Raw genomic sequence first — 21,767 nt, forward strand, 5'->3', positions numbered from 1 at the left:
TACTATGTCTTTGCATTTTAGTGTCCTTGCCAGCGGGAGTACAGGAAATGCGGTTTATATAGAATCGGACAGCCATTCCTTTTTAGTCGATGCCGGTTTAAGCGGAAAGCAAATGGAAGGCCTTTTCAAAAAATTGGCCGCGATATGAGCAAGCTGTCAGGCATTTTTGTCACACACGAACATAGTGACCATATAAAAGGAATAGGCGTTGTGGCAAGAAAATACAAACTCCCGGTGTACGCAAATGAAAAAACATGGCAGGCAATGGATGGCCTCATTGGGGAAGTAGCTGTCGACCAGAAGTTTGTATTCAACATGGAAACGGTCAAGAGCTTCGGTTCCACAGATATAGAATCCTTCGGTGTTTCACATGATGCGGCTGAGCCGATGTTTTATGTCTTTCATAACAGCGGAAAGAAATTAGTCCTTATTACAGATACAGGCTATGTTAGCGATCGAATGAAAGGGATTATTTCAAATGCTGATTCATATGTATTCGAAAGCAATCATGATGTGCAGATGCTGCGTATGGGCCGCTATCCGTGGAATATTAAAAGAAGGATCCTGAGTGATGTCGGACATGTTTCGAATGAGGATGCTGCCCTGGCAATGAGTGAGGTTGTCGGAGACAATACGAAAAAGGTATATCTGGCTCATTTAAGCCTTGATAATAATATGAAAGAACTGGCTAGAATGTCGGTAGCCCAGACACTTGAAAGCCGCGGTATGATTGTTGGCGAACAATTTGATCTTTATGATACGGATTCAAAAACGCCTACCAATTTAACAGCCGTTTAAGATGAAGAAGATGTATATTAAAGGAATGAAAACTGCTATAAAAGGGCGGTTTTCATTCCTTTTTGGGTTTTAAAGGAAAAATAAGACTAAATTATGAACAAACATGGAAGATTTTCATAAGAAATGGGCATTTTTACGAAATTTGCAAGCAAAAGAGTATAATGATTACTATAAAGCCAGACTAAATTTATCTAATGCTATTAAGAGAGAGGGATGGTGTAAAATGGGTTATTACGATCAGCATGACGAAAGCCGTTATAAAGAGCCAAAGCGGAAGAGCCGGGGATTTTTCTTTTCAAGCTTAGTAGGGGCTATTATAGGAGCCCTGTTAGTTGTCCTCGCTATCCCAACATTATCAAATTACGGCATTCTGCCTTATAAAATTGACACTGCGGGGCAGGAAGAAGGTAATCAGACCGTTACCCAGCAAAATAATCAGTTTACCCAAAAGCAGGTTTCCTTAGATGTCGAAAACGATACGACGAAAGCTGTTGATAGAGTCGGAGAGGCTGTTGTTGGTATTACGAATATCCAGGCTTCCAACTCAAATTCAGGTTTCTGGGAGGACGGAAGCAACGAACAAGAAGCAGGCACAGGTTCGGGGGTCATTTATAAAAGGGCGGGAAATAGAGCATATGTAGTAACAAACCATCATGTTGTTGAAGGGGCTACAAGATTAGAAGTCAGCCTATCAGATGGAACGAAAATTAAGGCAAAATTACTTGGAAGTGATATGCTTACTGATTTAGCCGTACTTGAAATAGATGCCAGTAAGGTTAAAAAAGTTGCTGAATTTGGCAACTCTGATCAGTTAAAGCCAGGAGAACCAGTAATTGCTATTGGTAATCCACTACGCCAACATTCTCTGGCTCTGTAACAAAAGGAATCGTTTCCGGTTTGCAAAGAACTATTCCAGTAGATATAAACCAGGATGGGGTAGTGGATTGGCAGTCAGAGGTTATCCAAACAGATGCCGCAATTAACCCTGGGAATAGCGGAGGGGCTTTAGTAAATGTTGCGGGACAGGTTATTGGAATTAACTCCATGAAAATTGCACAGCAGGCAGTTGAGGGCATAGGCTTGTCCATTCCAATCAATTCTGCTAAGCCAATTATCGAGGACCTTGAAAAATTCGGCAATGTAAAGCGCCCATATATGGGGGTTGATTTAAAATCAGTGGCTGAGATACCTGCCTATTATCAAGAAGAAGCGTTAAAGCTGCCGAAAGACGTTAATTATGGAGTAGCACTTCGTCAGGTAGTTCCAGGTTCTCCTGCAGCCAAGGCAGGCTTAAAAGAACTCGATGTGATTGTCGAGCTTGACGGCAAAAAAGTGAATGACGTTCTTGAATTAAGGAAACATCTATATAACGACAAAAAGATCGGCGATAAAATGAAAATTAAGTTTTACCGCGAAGGAAAAATTCAAGAAACAACACTGAAGCTGAGCGGGGAAAGTTTATAAAGAGAATTTATGAGAAGGGAGCCATGGGCACCCCTTCTTTTTTGTCGAAAAATCATTTCTGTGGATAAGTTAAAGGCATGGCTTAAGCAGAATAGTGTACAATAGAAAATAATAAAAAAAGAATAAGCAGGAGATGGATAAAAAGTGATTTATTGCTGTAAAGAACATATTGAACTAGCATTGGATACGATTGTGGATGAGTATGAAACATTCCCGGTAATGACTAAAATAGATGTGGATAACTTATCAACAAGCTGTGAATATTGTCGAAATGTGGCTATATATATAGTAGCGAACGAATGATCCCATACAAGATGTGGATAAAAAATGTGGATATGTGGATAAGATTTGTGGATATCTTGTTTGTAAACTGTTTGTAATCTTTTTGTAAAGGGCTGTGGATTGTGAATATCTCGATCGTTACGGTTGGAAAGTTAAAAGAGAAATATTTGAAGATGGGGATTGAAGAGTACCTAAAAAGGCTGACTGCTTATGCTAAGGTAGAGGTCATTGAGGTAGCAGATGAAAAAGCTCCCGAGGAATTAAGCGAAATCGAAATGCAGCAGGTAAAGCAAAAAGAGGGGGAGCGAATACTATCTAAGATAGCAAGTGACGCTCATGTAATCGCACTCGCCATCAATGGAAAGATGCAATCTTCTGAGGAACTTGCGGATACACTCGATAAGCTCGCTACATATGGAAAAAGCAAAATCGCATTTGTCATAGGCGGTTCACTTGGTCTAAGCGATGAAGTTTTAAACAGGGCTAATGAGAAGCTGTCATTTTCAAAAATGACCTTCCCACATCAATTGATGAAGCTCATTTTAGTGGAACAAATCTATAGGGCTTTTAGGATCAATCGGGGAGAACCGTACCATAAGTAAAGGGTTTTTATTCTATACAAAAAAATAAATGACACCTAGACTGCACTATGTCTAGGTGTCTTTTATTGTGTCATGAGATGTATCCGAGGTCTAAAGAAACGGTGTTAGGAAATTTTTTCCTTGTAAAGAGCTTCACTCAAGTTAGTTTCATTGTTTTGGTCACTTGATTCGGATTTATAAAAATCTTGTTTATCCAAGAATACGGTGGCCAAGGTACCCCCAACTAGACCCCAGAATGGAGCTCCAATATGGAGAATAGAGATCCCAGAGATTGTGATTATAAATGAAAAGAGGGCGCCTGATTTGAATGAACCAGAGAAACTCATTTTCAAAGAGTCAACCAGTACACTAATCATGGCGACGCCACCTAGTAATTGAATTAATGAGGCAGGAATGACATGTGGAATTTGCGAAGCTATTGGAGAGAATAGAGCTAATAGACAGGATAATACTCCTAATACAATAGCAGCGACATACCTATGTTCAAGTTTGCCTGATTCTTTATTAGCAAGTAAGCCCGTCATGGGACCTGCAATACAGGCTGGGTGGCCCCAAAAAAAGCATTTATAATGGTACCGATTCCGCTCCAATTGGTCATGGCATTGATCGGTGGACGATAGCCATGGGTCTCTAACATAGCAATCCCTTGGGCATTTTGAATGGCAATAACCGTTAAGAGTAATGGAATGACAAGTTCCCCTACAACGGAAAAACTAAATGATGGGATGATAAAATGGGGAATGCCCATTGTTATATGGAGAGGCTGTACAGAAACGTTCGGCAAAAATTTAAGACAAAGAATTGCTGCAATGATCGCCCCTAATATAGGAGGAAACTTTTTTGAAAATCGTAAGAAAAAAGAAAGAGCAAGAAAGACAAGTAACGGGATTCCGTTGAGTAAAGGATTCTTTACAACCGAGCTGATCATTTCAGTTCCGAAAGGGAGTAAGACGCCTGACACCATCCCCATCATAACTGGCATAGGCAAAACCTTCATCAATTTTGTAACAAGGCCAGATGATCCTAAAAGAAAAATAAGGATCCCGGTTATAATATAGGCACCAACCACTTGGTTGAAAGAATAATGGGTTAAGCTTGAGCCGACAAGAATGGCTCCAGGTATTGAAAAGGCATAGCCAATGGGTTGCCCATAATATAAGGAGACGATGAGCGTTAGGAGTCCCCCATTCCATAAATGGCGAAAATCCATGAGCTGGTTATGCTACCAGACAAATGACCTTTTGCAGCAGCTTGTAAAACAATTAATAATGGTCCTGCTGAACCAAAAAGCCAGGCCACAAATCCATTTGATATATTCCCAACCGATAAAAGCTTTGGAAATTGTATGGTATTTTTTTTGAACAACAAAGCCACTCTCCTTACAACTTGTGAATTACACTACATCTTAGTCTATACTTAATTTATCAATACTTAAAATATCTGTTTTATATTTTTACTATATCTTTTAGGTATGATGGAGGTTTAATCTTGGATATTCGACAGTTAAAATACTTTGTCACTATAGCAGAAGAAGGTAAGATCACGACCGCTGCAAAGAAATTAAATATTGCTCAACCCCCTTTGAGCAGACAACTCAAACAAATGGAAGAAGAGCTAGGCGTCATTTTATTTGATCGAGATAACAAAAGTCTTAATTTAACCTTGGAGGGGGAAAGATTACTTCTTCGAGCAAAAGAACTTTTAAATAAACTTGATGAAACAATAGTTGAAGTTCAAGAATTGAGGAAGGACGCCAGTGGGATTTTATCTGTTGGATCCAATCTTTATTGTGCATCTTTAATTCTTTCTAAGGTGATAGATATTCGTGAGAAAAATCCTGGTCTTACTTTCAAAGTATGGGAAGGTGAAACGATTCATCTCATAAAAATGTTATCTAAACGTCAGATTGAGATTGCGATAACAAATAGTCCAATAACAGAAAAAAGTATCTCTCAAATGACATTGGAAAGTGACCCATATGTGCTTGTTTTGCCTGAAAAATGGACGTGGAGTGGATCAGAACAATGCAGGTTAGAGGAAATCATCAATTTGCCATTGATTCTTCTGCGACCAAACTATGGTTTAGGTGCGTATGGACAAATTGTCAATGAATTTCAACGGTTAGATTTAGAACCAAATATACTGTGCGAATGTCAGGATTTAATTATGTTACTTGGTCTCGTTTCATCGGGGTTTGGTGCAACGATCTTACCGCTCTCGTTATTATCCCTCCATTCATTGGGAGGATTGAGAGTCATTCAGCTAAAGGATCAGACCTTAATATCTGAACCCAAAGTAATTTGGAGGAAGAATAGTTACTTATCAAAAACAGCAAAAGAATTTTTAAAACTTTTTTAGACACCAAAATTATTTACTCAAAAGTAAAAGACCTCAATGTTGAAAAATGGCAAATAAAATGAAACAGGTATTAGTTTTGACTGTGTTAAAGTAGATCTTTAAATGGAAAATAAAATATATTTATGGTTTTATAACCTCATTTAGATTCGTTACGGAGAACCGTACCATAAATAAATGAGGTTTTTCGGGTTAGATTCGAGTTGATAGTAATTTATTAGTTTGTTTTTATTCTGCACACGTGAAATGTTTCTCACACCTCAATTAAAAGAAACTACTTATCATCACCTTGAAAAATTTGATTGTCAAATGTATATCCTATTGTAAATAATCCTTAATCTTTAAAAAATAATAGTACATTTCTATTGATTAAAATATGTACAAAAAGCTGGTGAAAATCGATAGACGACTCAAGAGGCAACACAAAGTAGTGAATAAATAATAATTTGGCATAAGTTTATACATTGCCGCTTTTTGGGGTGTAGAGACCCGTTTCTATCTTTACAAAAGGAGGTAACTGCACGGAAGAACCAAATCCGTTTAACATCTTTAAATAATCAAGGGAAAAGGGACACTATCGTTTGAATCGAAGTTTCACTCTTATCCATTTATAATCATTCCACCGTTTACATGAAGAATTTGTCCTGTTACATATGAGGAGTCGTCCGAAGCCAAATAAACATATGCAGGTGCCAGTTCAAAAGGGTGGGCAGCACGTTTCATTGGAGTGTCACTTCCAAATGTTGCATAAGTTTCCGGTGGACCGCTTGAAGGAATAAGAGGGGTCCATACAGGTCCCGGAGCAACGCCATTGACCCGGATTCCTTGATTAATGGCGGATAATGCTAATGAGCGGGTAAATGAAACGATTGCTCCCTTGGAAGCGGCATAATCGATCGCGTATTCAAGTCCGCTGTATGCAGCGATTGAAGTTGTATTGATAATAGAGCTTCCTTTTTTTAAATAGGGAATGGCTGCTTGTGTAAGATAAAAAAACGAAAAAATGTTTGTTTGAAAAGTACGTTTAAGCTGCATTACTGATATGTCGCTGATACTTGCTTGTGGATGTACTTCTCCTGCATTATTGACGAGGATCTCCAGATGGCCAAAAGCTTCAATTGTCTTCTGAACGACATAATGACAAAAATTCTCATCCCCAATATCTCCTGCGATCGTCAGGCATTGTCTTCCCAACTGTATCACTCTATCTTTTGTTTCAAATGCATCCCCATGCTCATTTAAATAAACAATAACAACATCTGCGCCTTCTTTTGCAAAAGCAATAGCGACAGCCCGGCCGATCCCGCTGTCTCCCCCAGTAATGATGGCGGTTTTGTTCAATAGTTTATTGCTTCCAATATAATTAGGATTTTCGGAGATAGGTCTTGGAATCATAAAAGATTCAATACCTGGATGCTGGGGCTGGTATTGCGGTGGAAATGTGATAGGAACTGTTTCGCACTTTTGTACATACCCAAAATGATGATACATAAATAAACCTCCTTCGGTTAGGTGTTATTTAGCATATTCTTAAAAAGATTATAGGTGAATGCCTTGTTTTTGATTCTTTGATTCAATATTCCGTTGAAAAGAAGAAAGAGTGATTCGATATGGTATATTTTTTTTGAATAGGTAGAAATTAAAGGTGGCTTTCAGCAATTAATTTCCATAGAGAAGGCAGTTGGGGTGAAAACAAGAAAGTGGATGTTTTGTTTGAGTACAATTCTAGCGTTCTTTTTACTTTAAATAAACCGGTTTATGCTTTTATTCCTTCTAAAGACCAAATTGTAAAACCAGAAAAGGTGACATGGCAGAAGGATGAAGATAAACCTGCCTTTGACCTTTGGGGAAGAACCTTCTAACATTTACATGCCCATGATTTAATGCAAACAGCAAAAGGAAGAGTGTTATTATCTCCTAAGAATGGTGCAGTAAAAATTGATCAAGCTCTATTAGATTTAGGAAGAAAGTCATTTTACGAAGAAACATTTGGAAATGAAGTCTTTTTATCTGATATTCTTGGTGTTTTTAACGGACCGCTCACAATTGAAAATTTTCAGAAAGCCATAAAAGAGCATTTTCACCTAGAATATTTCTTTTAGAAAAAACACGAAAATACAAAATATTACAAAAGAAGACATGGAAATAGATATTAAGAGCTTGTATAATATTGGTAGATAATAAAATAGAATCAAGGGCAACTTATCTGAAAGGATAAGGACGCAAAGCTATAGGGGCTAAAGTAATGAACTACTACGCCAGCCAGTTGCGAAAAAGAAAAGGTCCTTTTATATGTTTAAAAGGACCTTTTTCGTGGGTAAATATTACTAATCTTGAGGAGGGTAAAACTATGAAAAAGCTATTATCAATTTTATTTTCAACAACATTAATTTTAACATTAGGGTCGCCTGCATTTGCGGATGAAGACAAAAATGTGGCAAAAGCACTGGATTTAATTGAAAAAACCAATAGAGATATTGATCAAAAAATTGAAAAAGCAGTAGAAAAAGCAGATTCACTTCAAACCGATTATATTGCTGATATTCGTAAAATTGAAGAAGGAGATAAACTAATAAAATTAAAAAATGAGAGAGAAAAAGCCCTGTCTGACCTGGAAGCTGTCAAAAATGACCGCAGTAAAGAAGAAAAACTCCAGGAAAAGGTTTTTATGTTAAATGCCAAAATAAATGAAGAACAATTGAGAGTTGATAGTAAATTATATGAGATTCATCAGGATATAGATGAAGCAACAGCACAGCTGGTACCTGCGAATGACAAGGATGCAATTAAATTGGAAGAAAAAATAAGTAAATTAACAAACAAGCTGGATGAAAGATCTGAAAAGTATCAAGAAAAAACAGAAAGATTTACTAGTGACCTTCAAAAAGTCATTAAAGATGTCTATAATGAGACACTTCAATTGTCAGCTAATACAATTAAAAAAGCTGCAGAAAATGGTGTAATTGCGGAATGCAGCTGGAAGCTTGTACGTTTTGCTGATAAGTGGGTCTACATTGACCCTATACGAATTGTAAAATTTTAAAAATCTTGTAAAAATTATGATTGAGGAAGCTTTTCGAATTCTATATTATTAAAGAAAGAAAGCGAGTCTTGTATATATAAAGGCTCGCTATTTTTGTAATTGGAATTTGAGGTGGTACCAGTGGCTTTTACTATAGGAAGAAAAGGAACTTATATGGAACAGGTTATTTTTGATAATTTTGATATTAGCCTGCTTGCCCGTGGGGATGGATCTGAAATTATGATCCAGAATGTAGCAAAAGATAATTTATTTTACATTTATCCAGGCGATAATCCCAATGTAATGGAATTTGTTTATATACTTCAAGGTGAAATGATCTGCGAATTGGACGGCGAAAAAATTAAATTGGGACCCCATGACTATTTTACCTCCAGTAATATTAAAGAGCCCATTCATTTTAATGTATTAACAGATGTTGTTTATTTGTGGGTTATTACAGAACCGACGTTTTATCAATTAAGTGAAAGTATGACCACACTAAAAAATATAGTTGATCAAGTGGAAAAAAAAGACCGATATACATATAAACATAGTGAAAGAGTTTCTGAGTATGCAGTAAAAATTGCAAAAAAGCTAATGCTGCCAAAAGAAAAATTAGAGAATTTATATATATCTTCCCTTCTCCATGATATCGGAAAAATAAATACACCTGAGGATATCTTAACCAAACCTGGCAAGTTAACAGACGAAGAATTTGCCATCATAAAGCGCCATCCGTCCGATGGGGCAAAAATGGTTAAGAACCTCTATTATGAAGGCATAACTGATATAATAGAACAGCACCATGAGAGATTAAATGGAAGCGGTTACCCGAATGGATTTAAAGGAGATCAAATTCTTTTGGAAGCAAGAATAATTGCGGTTAGTGATACGTTTGATGCGATGACAGAAGATCGTGCCTATCGTAAAGCCTATAATGTACAGTTTGCTGTAGATGAATTAAAAAGGCTCGTAGATACTCACTACGATAAAGAAGTTGTAGAAGCTTTTGTTGGAATATTAAAAGAAGAAGGACGTATCTAGTTTAAAATTTTTAATATAAAGAAGGGGAATTCTGTAGTGTTGTCTAGGAATTGCCTTTTTTAATGTGAACACTTGAAAAACCTCATTTTGAACCGTACCATAGGTAGGATATACTTTTAGTACAACGAGAGGAAATGAATTGATGTCTAATTTGCCTAATTGCCCGATATGTAATTCAGAATATACCTACGAGGATGGAAGTCTTTATGTTTGCCCAGAATGTGGTCATGAATGGACTTCAGAATCAATTACGGAAAATAGTGAAGATAAGAAGATTGTTAAAGATGCAAATGGAAATATTTTAAACGATGGTGATTCTATTACAGTAATCAAGGATCTTAAAGTAAAAGGGACTTCATCTGTCATAAAAATAGGGACAAAAGTAAAAGGGATACGCCTGGTTGACGGAGACCATGATATTGATTGCAAAATTGATGGTTTTGGCGCGATGAAATTAAAATCTGAGTTTGTTAAAAAGATATAAATGATCATTTAATTAATTTAAGCCTTCGAGGCAGAAGCGCCAATGACTTGAGTATGGCCATTGGCGCTTCTTTTTTTGCTATAAAAAATAATTTTCTTCATGAATAGGAAAAAAATTCAAAATAACGAATAAATAATACATAGAGCATTACGTACTACTCTTCTTCCGCAAAGAAATTGAAATGTATTTTAATATATTAGGAGGTCATTCATGCTTGTTAAAAAGGTAGTTTTTTGTTTTATTCTATTAATTTTCTTAGCAGGACAGGTTTCTAAGTCAGAAGCAGCCACACCAGCTCCGAAAATTTTGGGGAATATGCAGTCGTGATTGATGCAAAAACCGGAGAAGCCATATACTCAAAGCAAAATCAAAAAAAATGGTTTCCAGCAAGCCTTACTAAAATTGTCACCGCGATGATTTTGATAGATTCGGTGAAACCGGGTACAATGTTGACTGCCAGTAAACAAGCAGTAAAACAGGATGCAAGCAATCCTTATTTTCTTTTAAAAGTTGGCGAAAGAATGAGCCGGGACGATGCCCTCAAAGCATTATTAGTTATGAGCTGCAACGATGTTGCAACAATGATTGCGGAACATATTGCCGGAAGCGAAGCAAAGTTCAGTGTTTTAATGAATAAAAAGGCAAAGGAAATTGGAGTGAGTAACAGTCATTTTGTAACTCCAAATGGATTACATAATCCGGCACACTATACCACGGCAAGTGATATGGCACTCCTCACCAGGCCGCATATCTAAACTATCCGGATGTTTTTAAAACAATGGGACTAAAATCAGCCACCGTACATACTTCTAAACGGACAGTAAAGCTTACAAGCCGGGCACAATATTTTACCCTCCCATACGTAATGGGAGGGAAGACAGGGTATACAGACGAAGCCAGGAATTCTCTTGTTGAAATTGTAAAAAAAGGTGATGTTACTCTGATTGGGGTAGTCATGAAGTCTTCTAAAAAGGAAGAATATAAGGACCTTTGGCCATTACGACTTACTCCTTTGCCATGATGCAAAAAGCAGAAGTGGTAAAACAGGGGGAGACGATTACATCGGTGAACATGAATGGTACTTCCATTCCACTGGTAGCTAAAAATACGATTTCTATTACAGCCAAAAAGGATTCCAAGTTCCCTTTCAGTAAAAAGGTAACGATCATCCCTCTTGCAGCTGATAGTATAATAGGCAAGGATCAAATGTTTGGTGAGGTAACAATATGGAAAAATGGAGTGAAGGTAGGAAGCTCGCCACTCGTTGCGGCAATGTCATCAGCAGTAGCGGCTGCAAGTAAAACGGAATAACGGCCATTCCTCAGAATTTTTTTTTCAAGCTGCACCAATAAATAAAAAAATCCTCTTTAAGAGACTGTTCCAGCTGTCTTCCCGAAGAGGATTTTTTTTATTTTCCTTTGTTATAATTGCAGCGCCAGAACACCTGCGTTTACTTTCGGATAACGCCAGGCATAGTCAAATTCCAGGTTAATGGCGCCATTAATATTGATAAAACTTACCAGGCCATATTCCTTTGTCAAAAACTGATTTTTTTCAATAGCACGGCCTGTTAATTCTTTATTCATTTGCAGGTCTTTAATAATCAGGGATTCGCCATGGATCCTTACCTCGTAAGAATCCCTTCCATCACTAAATGTGCCTTCCCAGTTTTTCCAATCGCTAGGATTCGGAGTGTACACTTGTTTAAACTCAGGGCATGCCTTGCTGTTTACAACGATACATTGGATGGTTTGTTCTGCAGAAGGGGTTGGAAAACCTACAGTGAAAGTGGTGTTTCCCTGTTCATCCTTGGCAACATAAGTATCGCTGCTATGTGGAATTAGTTCAAATTCCTGTTCGTTTTGCTTTAAAAATACCTTTCCTGAAAGGTACTGGATATCGAAAATCCCGTAATAGCTGTGTAAATAAGAACCTTCAATGGCTTTCCAATCAGGTTCCACAGAAGAAGTTACGTTCACTTTCTCCATTTCCTCATTACTTGCTTCTTTCAGCAACTCGTCCACAATCTCATATCCGGCTTGAAAGATATTTTCTCCATTTGCCAAAGCAATGACGGCAATTCCTTTTTCAGGAACAAGGATAAACTGGCTGGAATACTGATTGCTATACTGTCCATAATGCCAGTAACGGTCAATGCCATCCTTCGTTTCTTTGAAAAACGTGATCCCGCAGCCACCATCCGTTAAATTGTACCATTTGCTATGTTGACTCCTCATTTCCTTGATAGAAGCGGAGGAGATAATCTGCTTATTGGCATAAGCTCCTTCCTGGAGATGCATCATGGCGAATTTGCCCAGGTCCTCAATCGAAGAAAATGCATAATAAGAAGGATAGCTCGCAGTATTATCCATAAATTTATGAGAAATAGCCAGATTTCCATTGCTGTCCTTATCATGAGGAAGTGCCAATGGATAGGTCATCGCCTTTAAAGGATCGTAGGTGGTCTGATTCATTTCCAAAGGATTAAAAAGCATTTCCTGCATTAGTACTGCAAACTTTTTGTTTGTTATTTGCTCTGCCACAAATCCTGCGATATTCAGTGCATGGTTGCCATAGGAATAGGCAGTGCCTGGATGAAAAAGAATTGGCAGGGTTGGAACGACTTCTTTCATATACTGAAACAGGCCTGACTCGTTGTGATAGAAACTTAAGCCGCCGCCTGTAGGGAGGCCGGATGAGTGCGATAAAAGCATACGAAGTGTAATAAGCTTGGATAGTTCCGGATCAGCGGCAGTGAACCATGGTACATAAGCTTGGACAGGCTTATCCAAATCAATAGCGCCTTTTCCGCAAGTATCATCATTAGTGTCCCCGTAAAAAGCTTACTTACGGATGCAATTCGAAACAGTGTATTTGAACGGACGGGTGATCCCCATTCCTCAACATTCGTCTTTCCATATCCCCGAGATAAAAGCGCCTCATTGTTTTTAATAACAGCAACCGCTGCACCAGGGATGTTATTAGCTTTCATTGAATCATGAATAATACGATTAATATTTTCTAGTAAAATTGACATAAAACATGTGCTCCTTCTAATTCTTTCTTACTTGATTAGTAGTTAATTCAATAAATGACAAAAGATTTCCTGCTCTAAGACTTTTATGGCTTGTTTACTTTTCTAATAAAAGGGTAATGGAAATAGTAATTATGTACTAGGAAAGCAGGTGCGGAGTTGAAACGGGAAAACAAGTGGATTATTATTTCTGGTTTTACAGGCCTCTTTATCGTCATCGTTTTATTTTATGTTTTTCTAACTACAGTGGATAAAAAGGAGCAAGTGGTGGGTACGCCGAAAGAAAGTGAAAACACCCCTGCGGAAACAAAAGCAGAGGATCCAATGGCACCGGCATTTACCGGCAAGCAATTGACAGCGCTTCCGAAGAGTAATTGGATTGCTAATGGCGGCAATACATTCAATCAGCGGTATTCAGTCTCGGACGAGGTTAACACATCCAATATCAAGGATCTAAAGGCAAAATGGGTAACTCATCTCGGTTCGGGATTTGAGTTCAAGTATTCAGGAGAAGCATCACCGGTTGTTTATAACGGTGTGATGTATGTAATTACGGGTGCAGACGAAGTTTCCGCCATTGATGTTAAAAAGGGTGATACCTTATGGACTTATAAACCTAACATCGGGGAACTAAACACCGTTTGCTGTGGCTGGACTAGCCGTGGAGTAGCGATTGGCGACGGGTTAGTATATGTGGGCCTTTTAGATGCAAGGCTTGTGGCGCTGGATCAGAAAACAGGTAAAGAGGTTTGGTCGACGACGGTTGATGATTGGAAAAAGGGCTATACGATTACAAGTGCACCTCTTTACTATCACGGAAAGGTGTATACAGGTATTTCCGGAGGGGAATATGGAATTAGGGGAAGGGTCACCGCCTTTGATGCTAAAAAAGGAAAGGAGCTCTGGCGCTTTTATACGATTCCTGGACCTGGAGAAAGCGGGCATGAAACATGGCCAAGTGATAATGATTCGTGGAAACGCGGAGGGGCACCGGTCTGGCAGACGCCAGCCGTCGACCCTAAATTAGGCCTGCTTTATTTCTCAACAGGCAATGCCTCGCCAGATTTGGATGGAAGTAATCGAAAAGGAAATAACTTATTCTCTTCTTCTATTGTGGCCGTTGATGCGGAGACTGGCAAGTATAAATGGCATTTCCAGGAAGTTCATCATGATCTTTGGGACTTGGATGCACCCAATCCAGTCATTTTGTTTGATGTGAAAAAGAATGGAAAAACAAGAAAGGCTCTTGCACAAGCAGGTAAAACAGGATGGGTGTATATTCTCGATAGGACAAATGGCAAGCCGTTGGTAGGAATTGATGAAAAACCTGTACCGCAGGAACCGCGGCAAAACACTTCACCTACACAACCAATCCCTAAAGGTGATGCGTTTGTGCCGCAGGATGTAACAGAAGAGCAGATCAAAAAAGAAGTAAAAGGGTATAACGGCAGCTTCGGAAAGATTTTTACTCCATATTGGGAAAAAGCGCTTCTCGTAAAGCCATCCACATTTGGCGGGGCAAACTGGCCGCCATCTGCCTACAGTCCGGAAACGGGATATTTCTACGTGTTAGGCTCTGACCAGTATTCTACTTTTACCAGAAGCCAGGAAAAATATAAACCGGGAAGCACTTATTGGGGAAGCATCATCCAGCCAATACAGGATGCTCCGTTAAAAGGTACAGTGACGGCAATTGATGTGAAAACAAACAAAATTGCATGGCAGAAAAAATGGAATGCCACTGCATACAGCGGTATATTAACCACCAAGGGTGGACTGGTCTTCGTTGGCCATAATGATGGAAGACTGATCGCTTATAATGCGAAAACTGGTAAGCAGGAATGGGAATTTAAAACGGATGCAGGAGTAAATGCGCCGCCAATTGCTTATGAAGTCGATGGAAAGGAATACATTTCTGTCCTTGTCGCAGGAAATTCCCTTGCTGGGTCTAAGCATGCAGACTCGCTTTGGACTTTCTCCCTCGATGGAAAAATCAAATCAGGATCAGTAACAAACAATAAGGCTAAGAAAAACGAAAATAAGGATCAAGGTGGGGCGACTACTGCGGCTAATCCGGACGAAGGTGAAAAGGTCTTTAAGGGAAACTGTCTTGCCTGTCATGGCGAACAAGGAGCAGGAGGACATAATGGACCGAATCTCCAGCTTAGCAAGGTAGCCGATGATCAACAAAAAGTGATAGAAAGGGTTAAAAAAGGCGGCACGGTTATGCCAGCATTTGGAGATGTTTTAACAGATAAACAGATACAGGATGTATCGGCATATATCAGTAAAATTGTGGCGAAAAAACAATAACAGGTTGTCGACAAAAGGGGTTTGGAATGTTCTCATTCCAAACCCCTTTTGTCGATTTTATTAGGCTTTCACTAAGGTTAGACCACCCCTTAGGGGCAGTCTCTAGGCCATTACTGAACCTCTCCATGTCCAGTTGGCCATCTTTTTAAGATTCAAGTCAGCGAGAAAGTAAGCATCGCTTGCATGGCCAATTTTTTAAGACACCTCAGGGTTGTCCAACGCATGCCATGCTTTTCCTTTGCATCTGAGAATACGCGCTCAATCATTTTCTTGCGCTTCGCATAGATCTCTTTTACCTCTTGTTTATGCCTCAGGTGGTCAACTTCCTCCACATACTCTTGCCAGATATACCGTGTCACTACCTTTTGATGATCCTTGCTTTCTGTACATTTGGCTAAAAACGGGCAAGTGGAGAAAATATGCTTTGGGGATTTATATTCCCGATATCCCTCTTTATTGGTGTCGAATACTTCAAGACCTTGACTAAGTCATAAATGAAAGAGAAATCAAGGGCCGATTCCATCTTACGGACCAAATGGCCCTGAAGAACAAGTTGGTCTAAAGTAACCATTTTAAGTTGAGCTCTTTGGATTGGGTTGTTTTTCGAAAGCATCTTCATCACCTCTAGCGTTATATGTATCTATTTTAAGATAGGCTTGGTTCTACTACTCCACTAACTTTCTAAACCCTGTTGATTGGAGTGGATGGCGCGAGACTCCTGCGGGAGCAGCAGGACAGGTGAGACCCCACAGGCGCAGTGCGCCGAGGAGGCTCACCGCCCGCCCCGCGGAAAGCGAGTGCCTGGAACGGAGATCAACAGACCCATTCTAAGACAGACTAAAATTTTATTTTACAGTAAGAAATTTAAAACAAATTTAAAATTTATTAACCTTACCAATTACCACGTAAACAAAAATGTTTACAAGTTTACTATAAGTAAACAAAAGTATACAAATTCGTTTACGTGTATACAAACACGTTTACATCCCACAAAAACAACATGTACACAAGTTTGTAAGTGTCGTATACGAAATTGTGTACAAAAAACCATTAGTTTACAGGTTGTTTACAGGTTTACAGATTTATTTCTTTTGTGCCGGTTTCATTGAAGAATCTAGTAATCATCTATAACCTTAATAGAAGAACATAATTAATACATATCAGCTTATAACTATAAAACTAGAAAGAAAAGGAATGGTGTAATATGACTAAATCAAGAATTGCTGCTGTTGATGTTGGAAATGATTCAATAAAAGCTATTTTCGGGGAAATAGAGAATGAATTGAATATCCCTAATATTGTTGCAAGGGAAACGGAAAATCGGCCTGTTATTGGTATAGAAGAATTAGATAATAAAAACCCGTTGGATGGAATTCATATTAAGGTGCATTCTCCAGCACTGAAAGAAAATAATGTTATTTACCGTATTGGCAATTTAGCCACAAAAAGCGATAATGCCTCAGAATTAGATCCGGGAAGCAGCAAGTCAGAAGAAGATCAAACATTAATCATGCTGTTTGCAACCCTTGCACTAGATGCAGTGAAGGAAGATAATACAAAGGTTTTTCCAAGGACAAAAAATGTAATTGATGCAAATTATACGCTAGGAACCGGACTTCCCCTTCGTGAAGTGAAGGAAGGAAAGGATGCAGGATATCGATCTAAATTAATGGGTTCTGTTCATCAAGTCGAATTTCTGGTAACACCAAAATACCAGGGAATAAAGGTAAATATTAAATTTGATGAGGTTAAAGTCTATCCTGAAGGCTTTGCGGCTTACATTAATCTAGTAATGGATAATAACTTAAAAATAATTAATAAGGATTTAATTGATAAGAGGATACTAATCCAGGATATTGGTGGCTTATCGACAGATGTCGCGGTTATTAAAAATCGAAATGTCGATGATGATAAGGCGCAAGGATTTAATCTGGGCGTATCGGAATCACTAGAGGCAATTAGGGAAGAAATAAGGACCAAACATGGAGTGGAATTAGACAGCCGACGTGACGTTGTTGAAATTATAACGAGAAAAAATGATCGCAATCATATTATGGTTAAAGGAAGCCGGACGAGCGTCCATGATATTACAGATCGCATTCTGCTGGAACTAGCTAAAAAGCAATATCGTTTGCTCCGCAATGTATGGCAGAAGAATTCTCAAACAGAAATTTGCTACTTCGTTGGCGGTGGTGCAACGGTATTAAAGGAATATATCAAAGCATTGAATAATAAGCTGGATGGTTATAATATTGAGTTTTTTGAAGACGAGAAAGAGAGCATCTGGATGATGGCCAATGCTTATTATAAGTTAATCATTGATTTTGTGAAAAAATCAGAAAAGCAAAATGCGGTTCCTGAGCCCGTTAAAAGCTAAAAAAAGGTGATAGTATGAAAAAAAGCACCCCAAGTGAGGTTAAGAGGGCCAAGCGATATCCTTTCGTGTTCCTTCCGATACCCCTGACCATATATTAAGGCATTTGCAAAACTTAAAAGAAACAGAGAGAAGGAATTTTTCAAGTAAGATTGCTGAGTTTGTGGTACAAGGGGTTGGTAATTCTTATGCAAGGGAAAGGGAATCGATTACAATTCCCCTTCCCCATAAATTAAGTAAATCACAGCGGGACTGGGTAAAGCATGAACATTCTGAGGCCTTGTTGGGAAGTATTATTTATCAACTATTAACTGACCCAATTAGGGCAACTGCATTGCTGGCCTCTTTAAACAGTAAATCATTAGAAATAAACGAGGCATTGTACTTGCAGGAAGACATGGCAATCAAAGGTGATTCGCTTACTTCTATCAATGAGGATAATCTATCCGTTTCAAATGAAAAAGCGGATTCTGATGACTTAGACATGATGGATGATGACCTAAGTACATTCGATTGGAAAGAAGCTCAAAATCAGAAGCAAGTAGAAGAGGAAGAAAATGACGAAACTGAAAACGATTTAGAGGGCCTTCTAGGAGATTTTCTTGCTAAAATGAATAAGTAGGAAATAATAAAAGAATGGCCATTATTATCAAATGTTAGATTCTAGTCCCGCTGTGATTGAAACGTACTTTTCAATCGCAGCGGGACTTTAAAGTTCTTCAAGTTAAATTCCCCTTGCACTATCTCGTTAAAAAGAAAACTACTCCATGGTAAGTAGGAAAATCTATATATAAGAAAATAAAGAGTATAATATAAAGGAAATAATAGACAACAGGAGTAGAGACCATTGGAAAAACAAAATAGCAGTTATAGATGGGTTGTTTTTGCCACAGTATTGTTTGCTTATTTATTAATTGTGAGCCAAAGAACAGCACCGGGATTAATTTCGGATCAATTGATGAAAGACTTTAATGTTACAGCGTCTACTATTGGATTACTGACGAGTATTCAATTTTTGGCGTATGCGGGTTTGCAAGTTCCGATTGGGATCTTGTCAGATCGTTTTGCACCAATCGTTTTCTTATTATCGGGACATTGCTTAATGGTATAGGCACATTAATTTATAGTCTTGCACCGAATGAAATGGTCCTTCTTCTTGCCAGGTTACTCGTAGGGATAGGGGATGCGACAATTTGGGTCAATTTAGTTTTAATATTAAGCCAATGGTTTAAAGTGAAAGAATTTGTTGGATTGCTTGGCATGGCAGGAATGACGGGGAGTTTGGGTTTCCTGATGGCGACTGTTCCTTTTTCAGCATGGATTTCCTTATCGGGCTGGCGAGCGCCTTTTTTTACAGTGGGAATAATCTTATGCCTTTGCGGATTTCTTCTTTATTTTGTACTCGTAAAGAAACCAAAGGAAATGGAAAAGAACAGTTCTTTGACACAAAAATCTTCAGTTAAAACGGAGAAAAAACGTGAAAAAACGCTGGTTTTGTTATATCGCATTTTTTCCAATCGCCAGGCATGGGCTACCTTCTTATGCCACTTTGGAGTTGTTGGCACGTATGTAGGGTTTATTGGTTCGTGGGCCGTCCCATATGGGATGCATGTCTATGGAATGACACGGTCAGGGGCAAGCCAGCTCATTATGATCGGTCTATTTGGGGCAATCATTGGGGCTCCGCTGACAAGCTGGATTTCAAGCCGTTTGGAATCAATAAAAAGGCCCTATATTGTCGTCCACATCATCGTTTTTATAAGCTGGGCTGCTTTTCTTTTATTTAACGGGAAGCCGCCTTACTTCATGCTTATTATTCTTTTCTCCATCATTGGGTACGGAAACGGAGCAAGTGCGTTAACTTTTGCCGTCGTGCGCAAATCTTTTGAAATGAAAGAGGTCGGTTTTGTCTCAGGCTTTGCCAATACTGGAGGGTTTTTGAGTGCAGTGCTGTTACCAGGTATTTTTGGAAAAGTATTAGACCATTTCCACTCTTCCGCAACTAGTGTTGGGTACCATTACGGTTTTATTATCCCGGCCATATTCTCAATAGTTGGCTTGATTGGTGGAATTCTTATTAAGGAATCAGCGTCCGAAAGAAACGAAGGCAAGAGAACTAATGGCGACGCTTAATAAAAAAATCATCGCGGTTTAATCCGCGATGATTTTAATGAAATTCAACTCTAAAATATCATTTCCCCTAGTGGCAATACCATCTTCTCCAAATTTCATCTGAGCTTAGGCAGCCTTCATCATTTCCAAAACTGCCTTTACTATCCTTACATTGATCATCATCACGACCATAATGGCCGCCATTATTGTTTTGGGGTCACCCATTCCAAAAACAATCCCGCGTACATAGCAGAAAATAGGGAATGGAATAAAAAATGCATTAAGTACTAAAACAACCACTTGATGGCAAACATAATCAAAAGTAGATCTCTTGATAAGGAGTGCAATATGAAGGTTTTATCAATGATCCAACCATGGGCAAGCCTTTTTGTATTTGGGGAGTCGGGGGACGAAACAAGGTCCTGGAAAACAAATTACCGGGGACCAATGGCCAGTCCATACAAGTAAAAAAATAAATAATGAGGCATGCAGCCACAAGGCCATTCAGGCTCTTTTAGCCAGGCATGGATGTACACCAGACAGCCTTCCAACAGGGAAAATAATTGCCACTTGCACTTTGGTCAATTGTATTCAGGTTTTAGAAAATGATGGTACCTGCGCTATTCTTGAAAATGGGCGTGTTATATCGGGCAACCAGTATATACTTGGTGATTATGATGTCGGTAACTTTGCATGGGAGGTGGAGGATATGAGCATGCTGGAAGCTTACATTCATGCAAAAGGAAGGCTTGGATTATGGGACTATCCTATATAAAATTTCTGAAACACTTTTCAATATATGGCAAAGAAATGAAAAATCGGAAAATGAAAAGGCGCATCAATAGGTATTCAATATCTCCCCATTCCACTTCATTAAAGAAGCTGTTTAACATTTTGCCTAACATCGGCCCGCGCCAAATGATCGGAGCATTATCTTCTACGCATAGCGGCGGCTGTAGCCCTTCATTCCATCCGGTGCCAAATCCATATCCGATTCCCTTGTCATAATAACCAACGCTCCCTGCTGCTGCAGGAAATCCCTTACTTTAAGGGAAACATTCAAGGCAATATCTTTTTCAAGCGCACTTTTATCTCCTGCACCTCCATCGGGACCACCGTGGCCGGGATCCAAAAGAATAATTTTGCCCGATCTAAGAAAGAGAATTAGACTTTTTGAAATAGCTGTCGAAAAGGCAATCATACAAAAACAAGAAAAGGGAATGCCCGTATGGTTGACGAGATTTAATATGAACAAATTATTGGACTCTGGGACTGTCAGAAAGGGTTAAAGAAAAGGACAAACGGTTATTTAGAACCGCTTGTCCTTTTTTATTAAAAATCTAAATCATCGAGATCAGCTGCTTTATCTTTCTTTGGTTTATTTTCAGTTTCTTCGAAGTCTAAATCATCCAATGCCAAGTATTAAAATTCCCATTATGGTCGTCCTCGTTCTGTCTGCTGTCGCTTTGGTTATTGCTTGTTGCCTTATTATCATTCTTGAGGGGTGAAAAAGGCCAGAAATAATTTGTAAAAAATCATTACTCGGTATTGATTGAGTAGTAGAAATAGAGGCATAGGCTGATGTAGGGATAATAAAAGTACTCATTAACAATATTACAAAAATTAACACTTTTGTTTCTTTCAAATTCACACCACACCTCCTTCGGTCAAAAATAAAAATAGGTTCTTTATTAAAGATTATTTTAGTTCTTTATTAAGAATTTTATAGTATTTTAACTAATTTGTAAATGAGTTTTAATTTTTTTATCATACTCATGCCGCTAAATGCCTATATAGAAACTGATAAAAAAATTACAAAAGGCTTACATATTTAATTATGCGGAAATTGGGTATAACACTAGGAGAAATGTACTTTTGATTTA

19 protein-coding genes, 9 pseudogenes and 1 riboswitch are annotated in these 21,767 nt (G+C 38.5%); of the genes and pseudogenes, 18 read left to right on the top strand and 10 right to left on the bottom strand.

The window, feature by feature from the left end:
- The first annotated feature begins 4 nt into the window (after nt 1-4).
- The 4 genes and pseudogenes from RCG23_RS12065 (at nt 5) to rlmH (ending at nt 3,146) form a co-directional block, all read left to right on the top strand.
- A pseudogene (locus tag RCG23_RS12065) lies at nt 5-798 on the top strand (MBL fold metallo-hydrolase).
- 223 nt (nt 799-1,021) lie between these two features.
- A pseudogene (locus RCG23_RS12070) lies at nt 1,022-2,262 on the top strand (S1C family serine protease).
- Nucleotides 2,263-2,406: 144 nt separating this feature from the next.
- Nucleotides 2,407-2,565, top strand: a complete 159-nt coding sequence (locus tag RCG23_RS12075) for a CxxH/CxxC protein (protein ID WP_308179836.1) — start codon at nt 2,407-2,409, stop codon at nt 2,563-2,565.
- Between the two features lie 101 nt (nt 2,566-2,666).
- Nucleotides 2,667-3,146: a 23S rRNA (pseudouridine(1915)-N(3))-methyltransferase RlmH gene (rlmH, locus tag RCG23_RS12080; RefSeq protein WP_308179837.1), complete on the top strand. Its 480-nt coding sequence runs from the start codon at nt 2,667-2,669 to the stop codon at nt 3,144-3,146.
- Between the two features lie 104 nt (nt 3,147-3,250).
- On the opposite strand, the gene RCG23_RS12085 is transcribed toward rlmH, so the two are convergent.
- Genes RCG23_RS12085 through RCG23_RS12095 form a run of 3 tightly spaced genes read right to left on the bottom strand, consistent with a single transcriptional unit; the run spans nt 3,251 to nt 4,511 of the window.
- On the bottom strand, nt 3,251-3,670 hold the full coding sequence (locus RCG23_RS12085) for a benzoate/H(+) symporter BenE family transporter (RefSeq protein WP_308179838.1): 420 nt from the start codon (nt 3,668-3,670) through the stop codon (nt 3,251-3,253).
- Complete coding sequence (locus RCG23_RS12090) at nt 3,667-4,356, bottom strand: benzoate/H(+) symporter BenE family transporter (RefSeq protein ID WP_308179839.1); 690 nt, start codon at nt 4,354-4,356, stop codon at nt 3,667-3,669. Before RCG23_RS12090 ends, RCG23_RS12085 begins: the two co-directional genes overlap by 4 nt.
- A complete protein-coding gene (locus RCG23_RS12095) occupies nt 4,320-4,511 on the bottom strand; it encodes a benzoate/H(+) symporter BenE family transporter (protein ID WP_308179840.1) in 192 nt (63 codons plus the stop codon). The genes RCG23_RS12090 and RCG23_RS12095 overlap by 37 nt, the downstream gene beginning before the upstream one ends.
- A gap of 123 nt (nt 4,512-4,634) precedes the next feature.
- Between RCG23_RS12095 and RCG23_RS12100 the strand changes: the two genes are divergently transcribed.
- Nucleotides 4,635-5,504: a LysR family transcriptional regulator gene (locus RCG23_RS12100; protein WP_308179841.1), complete on the top strand. Its 870-nt coding sequence runs from the start codon at nt 4,635-4,637 to the stop codon at nt 5,502-5,504.
- A gap of 597 nt (nt 5,505-6,101) precedes the next feature.
- Here the strand turns inward: RCG23_RS12100 and RCG23_RS12105 are convergent.
- Complete coding sequence (locus RCG23_RS12105; protein ID WP_308179842.1) at nt 6,102-6,992, bottom strand: SDR family oxidoreductase; 891 nt, start codon at nt 6,990-6,992, stop codon at nt 6,102-6,104.
- A gap of 209 nt (nt 6,993-7,201) precedes the next feature.
- On the opposite strand from RCG23_RS12105, the gene RCG23_RS12110 reads away from it, so the two are divergent.
- From RCG23_RS12110 to RCG23_RS12145, 8 genes and pseudogenes are all read left to right on the top strand, one after another.
- Nucleotides 7,202-7,363 (top strand): hypothetical protein, encoded by a 162-nt coding sequence (locus RCG23_RS12110; RefSeq protein ID WP_308179843.1) that lies wholly within the window; start codon nt 7,202-7,204, stop codon nt 7,361-7,363.
- Between the two features lie 21 nt (nt 7,364-7,384).
- Nucleotides 7,385-7,603: a hypothetical protein gene (locus RCG23_RS12115; protein WP_308179844.1), complete on the top strand. Its 219-nt coding sequence runs from the start codon at nt 7,385-7,387 to the stop codon at nt 7,601-7,603.
- An 84-nt stretch (nt 7,604-7,687) separates the two neighbouring features.
- Nucleotides 7,688-7,775, top strand: a riboswitch (cyclic di-GMP riboswitch).
- Nucleotides 7,776-7,851: 76 nt separating this feature from the next.
- The gene (locus tag RCG23_RS12120) at nt 7,852-8,544 is read left to right on the top strand and encodes a hypothetical protein (RefSeq protein ID WP_308179845.1); all 693 of its coding nucleotides are present in this window, start codon (nt 7,852-7,854) and stop codon (nt 8,542-8,544) included.
- Between the two features lie 120 nt (nt 8,545-8,664).
- On the top strand, nt 8,665-9,567 hold the full coding sequence (locus RCG23_RS12125; RefSeq protein WP_308179846.1) for an HD domain-containing phosphohydrolase: 903 nt from the start codon (nt 8,665-8,667) through the stop codon (nt 9,565-9,567).
- A gap of 142 nt (nt 9,568-9,709) precedes the next feature.
- On the top strand, nt 9,710-10,051 hold the full coding sequence (locus RCG23_RS12130) for a zinc ribbon domain-containing protein YjdM (protein WP_308180045.1): 342 nt from the start codon (nt 9,710-9,712) through the stop codon (nt 10,049-10,051).
- A gap of 323 nt (nt 10,052-10,374) precedes the next feature.
- A complete protein-coding gene (locus RCG23_RS12135; protein ID WP_308179847.1) occupies nt 10,375-10,806 on the top strand; it encodes a D-alanyl-D-alanine carboxypeptidase family protein in 432 nt (143 codons plus the stop codon).
- A gap of 11 nt (nt 10,807-10,817) precedes the next feature.
- Nucleotides 10,818-11,072, top strand: a pseudogene (locus RCG23_RS12140) (hypothetical protein); the annotation flags it as partial.
- A complete protein-coding gene (locus RCG23_RS12145) occupies nt 11,042-11,362 on the top strand; it encodes a hypothetical protein (protein WP_308179848.1) in 321 nt (106 codons plus the stop codon). The pseudogene RCG23_RS12140 and the gene RCG23_RS12145, both read left to right, overlap by 31 nt.
- A 110-nt stretch (nt 11,363-11,472) precedes the next feature.
- Here the strand turns inward: RCG23_RS12145 and RCG23_RS12150 are convergent.
- Nucleotides 11,473-13,088, bottom strand: a pseudogene (locus RCG23_RS12150) (serine hydrolase domain-containing protein).
- A gap of 156 nt (nt 13,089-13,244) precedes the next feature.
- On the opposite strand from RCG23_RS12150, the gene RCG23_RS12160 reads away from it, so the two are divergent.
- A complete protein-coding gene (locus RCG23_RS12160) occupies nt 13,245-15,398 on the top strand; it encodes an outer membrane protein assembly factor BamB family protein (protein WP_308179850.1) in 2,154 nt (717 codons plus the stop codon).
- A 102-nt stretch (nt 15,399-15,500) separates the two neighbouring features.
- Here RCG23_RS12160 and RCG23_RS12165 read toward each other — a convergent pair.
- Nucleotides 15,501-15,859, bottom strand: a pseudogene (locus tag RCG23_RS12165) (transposase); the annotation flags it as partial.
- 743 nt (nt 15,860-16,602) lie between these two features.
- Here RCG23_RS12165 and RCG23_RS12170 point away from each other — a divergent pair.
- The 3 genes and pseudogenes from RCG23_RS12170 (at nt 16,603) to RCG23_RS12180 (ending at nt 19,905) form a co-directional block, all read left to right on the top strand.
- Nucleotides 16,603-17,775: an Alp7A family actin-like protein gene (locus RCG23_RS12170; protein ID WP_308179851.1), complete on the top strand. Its 1,173-nt coding sequence runs from the start codon at nt 16,603-16,605 to the stop codon at nt 17,773-17,775.
- 14 nt (nt 17,776-17,789) lie between these two features.
- Nucleotides 17,790-18,394, top strand: a pseudogene (locus tag RCG23_RS12175) (hypothetical protein).
- A gap of 225 nt (nt 18,395-18,619) precedes the next feature.
- Nucleotides 18,620-19,905, top strand: a pseudogene (locus RCG23_RS12180) (nitrate/nitrite transporter).
- A 105-nt stretch (nt 19,906-20,010) separates the two neighbouring features.
- Here the strand turns inward: RCG23_RS12180 and RCG23_RS12185 are convergent.
- Nucleotides 20,011-20,184, bottom strand: coding sequence for a hypothetical protein (locus tag RCG23_RS12185; protein WP_308179853.1), 174 nt, complete (start codon nt 20,182-20,184; stop codon nt 20,011-20,013).
- Nucleotides 20,185-20,272: 88 nt separating this feature from the next.
- Between RCG23_RS12185 and RCG23_RS12190 the strand changes: the two genes are divergently transcribed.
- The gene (locus RCG23_RS12190; RefSeq protein WP_308179854.1) at nt 20,273-20,659 is read left to right on the top strand and encodes a 2-oxoglutarate dehydrogenase E1; all 387 of its coding nucleotides are present in this window, start codon (nt 20,273-20,275) and stop codon (nt 20,657-20,659) included.
- Between the two features lie 55 nt (nt 20,660-20,714).
- Here RCG23_RS12190 and RCG23_RS12195 read toward each other — a convergent pair.
- From RCG23_RS12195 to RCG23_RS12205, 3 genes and pseudogenes are all read right to left on the bottom strand, one after another.
- Nucleotides 20,715-20,825: pseudogene (locus RCG23_RS12195) on the bottom strand (P-loop NTPase); the annotation flags it as partial.
- Nucleotides 20,825-21,034 (bottom strand): annotated as a pseudogene (locus tag RCG23_RS12200) (N-acetylmuramoyl-L-alanine amidase); the annotation flags it as partial. The pseudogenes RCG23_RS12200 and RCG23_RS12195, both read right to left, overlap by 1 nt.
- A 255-nt stretch (nt 21,035-21,289) precedes the next feature.
- Nucleotides 21,290-21,535 carry a hypothetical protein gene (locus tag RCG23_RS12205; protein ID WP_308179855.1) on the bottom strand — a complete coding sequence of 82 codons (246 nt, stop codon included), beginning with the start codon at nt 21,533-21,535 and terminating at the stop codon, nt 21,290-21,292.
- Nucleotides 21,536-21,767: the final 232 nt, after the last annotated feature.

This window comes from Neobacillus sp. PS3-34, from assembly GCF_030915465.1.
Lineage (GTDB): Bacteria > Bacillota > Bacilli > Bacillales > Cytobacillaceae > Neobacillus_A.

Excerpts from the sequence above, each read along its gene's own strand:
- RCG23_RS12085 (WP_308179838.1), bottom strand. The coding sequence starts at position 3,670 with ATGACGGGCTTACTTGCTAATAAAGAATCAGGCAAACTTGAACATAGG.
- RCG23_RS12090 (WP_308179839.1), bottom strand. The coding sequence starts at position 4,356 with ATGGATTTTCGCCATTTATGGAATGGGGGACTCCTAACGCTCATCGTC.
- RCG23_RS12105 (WP_308179842.1), bottom strand. The coding sequence starts at position 6,992 with ATGTATCATCATTTTGGGTATGTACAAAAGTGCGAAACAGTTCCTATC.
- RCG23_RS12115 (WP_308179844.1), top strand. The coding sequence starts at position 7,385 with ATGCAAACAGCAAAAGGAAGAGTGTTATTATCTCCTAAGAATGGTGCA.
- RCG23_RS12120 (WP_308179845.1), top strand. The coding sequence starts at position 7,852 with ATGAAAAAGCTATTATCAATTTTATTTTCAACAACATTAATTTTAACA.
- RCG23_RS12130 (WP_308180045.1), top strand. The coding sequence starts at position 9,710 with ATGTCTAATTTGCCTAATTGCCCGATATGTAATTCAGAATATACCTAC.
- RCG23_RS12170 (WP_308179851.1), top strand. The coding sequence starts at position 16,603 with ATGACTAAATCAAGAATTGCTGCTGTTGATGTTGGAAATGATTCAATA.